Origin of the sequence: Paenalicyclobacillus ferrooxydans (assembly GCF_001399675.1) — a bacterium.
GTDB lineage: Bacteria > Bacillota > Bacilli > Alicyclobacillales > Alicyclobacillaceae > Alicyclobacillus_B > Alicyclobacillus_B ferrooxydans.
In genome coordinates this window covers 103681-109887 of record NZ_LJCO01000072.1, presented here as the reverse complement: position 1 = coordinate 109887, position 6207 = coordinate 103681, and the positions used below count along the sequence as shown (strand labels likewise).

General features: G+C 51.6%; 6 protein-coding genes. 4 read left to right on the top strand and 2 right to left on the bottom strand.

Annotated elements, in window-relative coordinates:
- The first annotated feature begins 270 nt into the window (after positions 1-270).
- Positions 271-1452, top strand: a complete 1182-nt coding sequence (locus tag AN477_RS16890) for an aminotransferase class V-fold PLP-dependent enzyme (protein WP_054970340.1) — start codon at positions 271-273, stop codon at positions 1450-1452.
- On the opposite strand, the gene AN477_RS16885 is transcribed toward AN477_RS16890, so the two are convergent.
- Positions 1424-3193, bottom strand: a complete 1770-nt coding sequence (locus AN477_RS16885) for a B12-binding domain-containing radical SAM protein (protein WP_054970339.1) — start codon at positions 3191-3193, stop codon at positions 1424-1426. The genes AN477_RS16890 and AN477_RS16885 overlap by 29 nt on opposite strands.
- A gap of 89 nt (positions 3194-3282) precedes the next feature.
- Between AN477_RS16885 and AN477_RS16880 the strand changes: the two genes are divergently transcribed.
- A complete protein-coding gene (locus AN477_RS16880) occupies positions 3283-3528 on the top strand; it encodes a hypothetical protein (RefSeq protein WP_054970338.1) in 246 nt (81 codons plus the stop codon).
- A gap of 76 nt (positions 3529-3604) precedes the next feature.
- A complete protein-coding gene (locus tag AN477_RS25710; protein WP_281176365.1) occupies positions 3605-3730 on the top strand; it encodes a hypothetical protein in 126 nt (41 codons plus the stop codon).
- 134 nt (positions 3731-3864) lie between these two features.
- On the opposite strand, the gene AN477_RS16875 is transcribed toward AN477_RS25710, so the two are convergent.
- On the bottom strand, positions 3865-4995 hold the full coding sequence (locus tag AN477_RS16875) for an MBL fold metallo-hydrolase (RefSeq protein WP_054970337.1): 1131 nt from the start codon (positions 4993-4995) through the stop codon (positions 3865-3867).
- Between the two features lie 308 nt (positions 4996-5303).
- Between AN477_RS16875 and AN477_RS16870 the strand changes: the two genes are divergently transcribed.
- Positions 5304-6128 (top strand): G1 family glutamic endopeptidase, encoded by an 825-nt coding sequence (locus AN477_RS16870; protein ID WP_083486376.1) that lies wholly within the window; start codon positions 5304-5306, stop codon positions 6126-6128.
- Positions 6129-6207: the final 79 nt, after the last annotated feature.

The following is a 6207-nucleotide window of genomic DNA, read 5'->3' as shown; positions in this document are numbered from 1 at the left end:
GCGGTAAGGCGGTAAGGCGGTAAGGCGGTAAGGCGGTAAGGCGGTAAGGCGGTAAGGCGGTAAGGCGGTAAGGCGGTAAGGCGGTAAGGCGGTAAGGCGGTAAGGCGGCATCACTGCAGCGAGCAACGCTTGCAGTGGCAGTGACCGAAGCAGCGGCAGCAATTGGAAACCGCCTACATTCGCGGTAACAACTGATGTAGCAAGACGTGCCGCAGCAATGAATGAAGTCAACAGATCGAGCAAGTGACCTTGTGGTTGGGGGGGCCAGTCGTGAGCATCAGTGAGGCATGGCGTGCAGAGTGTATGGTGGACGAGGGAATTGAGTTTTTGAATGCAGGAACGCTTGGGCCGACACTTCGGTCCGCGTATGAAGCCATGAACAAAGCTCGGCTAGAGTGGATTCGCGGAGGGCCGGGAGCGAGTTTGGAGATCCGTACAGCGCGCGGGTATCTAAACATGATGGAGGAGCAAGACAAATGTCGTCGTGAAGTGGCTCGGTGGCTCGGGGTTCGTCCATCGTCGATCGCGTTGCTCGGCAATGCAACGGACGGGATTAATGCGGCACTGCACAGCATTGATTGGTCGCCTGGAGACGTCATCTTGACCTCGGACGAAGAGCACGAGGCCTTGCGTCAACCTTTGCTGCACTTAAAGCGCCGCTACGGCATCGAGATCGAAACCGTGCCTTTCCCAGCTTGTGAGGCAGACCTTGCGGCGTTCCCAGGCCTTGTTCTGGAACACGTGAGTCCACAGACAAAACTCGTTGCACTGTCTGAGGTGAGCCACGTCACAGGAATTTCCATCGATATGGACGCCCTCATTTCGGCGTTCAGTGTGTTTCCGGAAACTTTGTTGCTGATCGATGCATCGCACGCGGCCGGAACGACTCCCGATCTTATCAAACCCCGTGTGGACTTCTATACATTCCCGGCCCACAAGTGGCTGTTTGGCCCCATTGAGACAGGTGTCCTGTACGTTAGTGAACGGGTTTTGGCGGAGATGCGGGGGTTGATGTCCGGTGCGCCGATGATCTCTGTCGGCGGAGCCCGGTTGGATGACGAAGCAGGAGCATGGCGTTACGAATACGGAACACGAGATTGGTCAAAGATGATTGGTCTGTCCACAGCCATCCAATTTCGCAGCCAGTGGACGGAAGCACAACTGGTCGATCACTATAGAGAACTCGGTCAGGCGTTTGCTGCTGCCTTTACCCAGACGGCCGATCCGGTACCAAACAGTGTCGTGCTGATGGGGCGCGCCCCGCTCTTGTCATTTCAGACTACCAAAAGTAATCAAATCAGCAACACCCTGTGGGAACAGTACAGAATCATCGTCAAACCGCAAGAACACAACATCCGGATCAGCTTGCCCCCTTGGATGGATGTGCACCGCGCAAAGTCCCTCGGTGAAACGATTGGACGTGTCACGCGAGAGACTGGGCAGGGGCTGTAAAGAGATACGGTTTTTCCCCTTTTGGGAGACCAGGGGGATAGTAGCAGAGTACCCAGCCCGGAACGAGCTCAGGCTTCCTGGAAGGGTTGTCGAGATCGACGAGGACGGGAATCCGTTCGATAACGGTGTGCTTCTCGAGAATCTCTTTCGTCAAATTCAGGTTCTGATAGGCTTCACCAAACCGTTCCGGGTGCAGGTAGACTTCTGAAAGGGCCTGCGCCCGGTCTTTTCGATGCAGGTCCCTGTCCCACCAGACTTTGTGTGGACGGATGCGGTGTTGCATAAGAAAATCGCAGATCATATAAGACCTCGCAGTTTCGTAGGATCCCTGCGTTCGTAACGTCGTCTTGAGAAAACCATCCAGGCGGATAAACAGATCCTCAAGTTGATGCCCGATTCTGCTCCAACCATTCTCCTCCCAGTACGTTCCGAATACCTGGAAAAACTCAAATGGGCTTTCGTAGACTTGAGTGGTGAGGAAGCGAGTGGTGTGTTTCAGTTTGTCCTCGTTCCAGTATTTTTCGAGTACGTCTTCCACTTGCTTGATGCGCAGTACATCATCGTAGGACAAGACTCGGTTCGAAAATATCTCGTATGGTGCGTGATCCATGTAGATGTATCCGAAACTGTCCGCGGCGAGCCTGAGACCCGTACCGCGCAACATCTTGAGAAACCCGAGTTGCAATTCATCCGGTTGAAAGGCGAATACATCATCAAATGTCTTTTGAAACGATGCGTAATCTTCTTCAGGAAGACCGGCAATCAGGTCGAGGTGCAGGACGATATTTCCGGCCTCTTTCAACCTGAGAATGTTGGATTTGAGACGTTCGAAATTCTGCCTGCGCTTGACCAAGGAATTGGTGATGTCATTGGTCGATTGCACGCCAATCTCAAACCGGAAAAGTCCAGTCGGCACGTGCGTTGTAAGGTATTCCACCGTCTGTGGATGGAGGATATCACCTGTGATCTCAAATTGAAAGACGGTCTCCTTGCGATGATCGATGAGAAACTGAAACAGTTCAACCGCGTAATCCCGTTTCAGGTTGAATGTGCGATCGACAAACTTAATCGTTCGGACTCCCGCTTCCATTAAACGAATCAGGTCCGACTTCACACGTTCAATTGGAAAATAGCGTACCCCGGATTCAATGGACGACAAACAAAACTGGCAAGAGAATGGACATCCCCGACTCGTCTCATAGTAAACAACGCGATCACGAAGAAGAGAGAGGTCTTCGTCAACTCCATACGGGCTTGGAACAGTGTTGAGATCAACTTTGTCTTCCGTTTTGTTGATGACGATCCGGTTTCCGTCCCGACACGCAATCCCTGGGATTGCGGTAAAAGACGTACCTGACTCGATGGCATGCAGAACAGCTCGGAAGGGGAGTTCGCCTTCGCCCTGAACAATGCAGTCTGCCTCCGGGATCCGTTCCATCCAGTGTTTGGTATCGTATGATACTTCAGGACCACCAAGTACAATCTTTGTACTCGGCAGGACCTTTTTCAGCATCTGAATCAATGGAATTGTTTCTTCGACGTTCCAGATGTAGATGGAAAACCCGACGACCGCTGGCTGGCGGGTGTATAAGTCGGCGACAATCCTCGACGGGACATCTTTAATCGTATATTCGCAGATCTCTATATCTGGGAAGTCCGCTTTGACATACTCTTTAAGGTAGCGGAGAGCGAGTGCGGTGTGAATGTACTTTGCGTTGAGCGTAGTTAAGACGACTTTCATCGTGATCTCCCTGTAGCTGCTGGTTTCATGGCGTATGACTTTCTCTGTGGACGCTCATACAATAATACTCTGAAACAGGGGGGAAGACTATGGCGGGCAAACAGGGTGAAGATTTTTTGATGAAAACAGCTGTCGTTGCAATGGTCAGCTTTCTCCTTGTCGAAGCACTGCTTCCCGCCGAGTACCAAAACCTTGCGTTCCTGTACCTTGTCCTTGAAGCGACCCTGCTCTGGGTCATCGGGATGTTCGAACAGGGCAGCGGCTCAACCGTTGCCACGAATGCACGGCTGTTAGCTACATACATTGCTCTTGCAGCGCTGCTCAGCGACGGGTAAGAATCCATCCTTCGCGTATGACACCTTTTGCTCAGGGGAGTCTACTTATGGTGACAAAATGTGAGGTGAACGAAGGGTGGAAAATTCACGGATTACAAATCCGGAACAGGTCATCTGGGAAGAGTATCTCAAGAAGTGTAAACAAGAAGGCAAAAAGCCCTCGGCGCAGGATTTCGCAAAGTGGGCGAAAACGCTGATGTAGGCCTGACTCGGCGCCGAACGAATAGGGGTTTTTACTGCGATATGATGAGTCGTTGCTCGGGTTGTTGAAGAGGGCGAAACGGATGAAAAGAAGCGGTGACCAGACGGGTCTGGCACCGCTTCTTCGTGTCCCGCTCAGCCTGCAAGGTGCTTGGCTGCACAACGGTTTGGGCCGATCTCAAGTTCGGATCGCTCCATCTCGTTTGGTTGGTATTCACCGCGGTTGATCTGCACGATGGTTGAGTAGTTCGGCGGGGTCTGTCCTGCCTGGCTCACCATTTGTTCTGTAAACTGTTGTGCAGACATTTCCTGAAGCATTTCGTTGGTCGCCTTGATGGATCCAAAGTCATTGCCAACATAGCCGGCCTCAGTCATCTCGGAGATATCCGCGAAGTGTGCAGGCAAAATCACGACATCATCCGCGATCGCGCTCAGCTTCTTCGACACAGTTTCATACAGCATCTCTGACCATTCTTTCGCTTTTCCACCCAGGTCCGGCCGGCCGAGTCCACTGACGAACACGGTGTCTCCAGACAACAGGTACTGGCTGTTCACAAAGAATGATGTGCTGCCAGGGGTATGGCCAGGCGTTGGGATGGCCATGACCTGCAACGTGGATGTTCCGAACTCGAAAGTCTGTCCGTCAACGAGAGCATTAAATTCCATCGCAGAACCCTGCATCTCAGAAGCAGCAATCCAATATTTTGCACCCGTATTCTGAGCCAGTGCCGGACCGCCGGAAATGTGGTCAGCATGACAGTGGGTGTCAAGCACGTGGCGGATTTTTGCGTTCTTGGTGCTTGCGAGCTGCGCATAATAATCCACATGCTGACCAGCATCTACAACGATAGCCTCGTCGCCAGAAACCAACATGTATGACAAGCAACCCTTAGCAGGGCGAATCACCTGCATCAGTTCCAAATCCGGCTTGCTTGCGACAGATACTGAGTAGTAGTATTGGCTCCATTCGTTCATTCCGCCGTTCAGGTTTACGACGTTATACCCTTGGTTGGCAAGGATTTCCGATGCCTCGCGACTCGCGTTCCCCGCCGCACAGACGACAACAACTTCTTTGTCCTTCGGAATTTCCGGATAGGCCTCAGGGCCATCTGCCTTCAGCTTGGACGTTTGAATGTTTAACATGTCTGCGTTTTTATGTTGAATGTGCCAGTCTGAGAAAGCAGCTGCGCCTCGAACATCGAGCACGACCGTACGATTTTGTTCCAGTTTACTGTGTAATTCTTTTGCACTGATGGATTCAAACATAAATTTACGAACGCTCCTCTCGACGCTTCATTTGTATGCGTTGGTGTGTTGTGTGTTCATCTCTGTTAATCATTGTAATACCCGGTGGGGTATATTGCAAGGGTTGATTTTAGGTGCGGGGTAAGCTCTTTGAGTCAGTGAGCCTCGCAAAAAGTAAAACTCCCCAAACATGAGACTCTCGAAAACGAAATTCTCAAACATGAGACTCCTCAAAATAAACTGGACCTCCGAGATACAGACGCGTGTCCTCACCACCTTGGTCTCGCACTACATAGGGTATATGAGACACGAGACAAGGAGGCGACAGCATGGAACAGCAGATCCATCCACCGCAGGGGTCCGAAGAGGCTTCCCGCCGGCCTGTTGGCGCAACGTCGGGAACTGCGACAAACCAATCCTTGTTTGGATGGTCTTCTTCGAACTGGTCAGGCTATGCGGTATCAAACAGCAAGTCAGGGACATACGAGTCTGTCTCGGCCGAGTGGTCTGTCCCATCAGTTAAAGTTCCCGCTTCCACGCAGCCAACTTCCTGGTGGGGGCGATTTGTTCAATGGTTGCAGTCGCTGTTCGGAGGCCAGTCGTCAACCTCAACAAAGGATTCATATTCAGCAACGTGGATTGGTATTGATGGATTTAACGATAACAGTTTGATTCAAGCGGGTACTGCCCAAAATGTTGTTGGTGGACATGCGCAGTATTACGCATGGTGGGAAATCCTGCCGAATTCTGAAACCACTATTAGCACAAACGAATACCCGGTGTCAGCGGGCGATAAAATTATCGCACACATCACGCATCAGACCGGGGGGACCTGGTCCATCTACATGGGAAACAGAACCAAAGGTTGGATTTTCCAAAAGACAAATATTTCGTACAACGGTCCTCAAACCTCCGCGGAATGGATTGAAGAGGCGCCGTTATTGAACGGTCAGCTGGCTGCATTAGCGGATTATGGGCAGGTGACCTTCACGAACTGCTCGGTCAACGGGACAAACCCCGATTTGCAGGTCCAAGATGGCGGTGTCATGGTTCAAAACGGACAACAAATTTCAACGCCGTCTGTTCCCTCGAGTACAGCGGATGCATTCACCGTTGAGTACGGATCAACGCAACCTCAACCACCGTCAACGTAATGGTGTATTTTATGACGGGCCCACAGTTTTGAGTAGAACCATCATAGACCTTTCCTTCAGTTTTCTGTGCAACTGACGG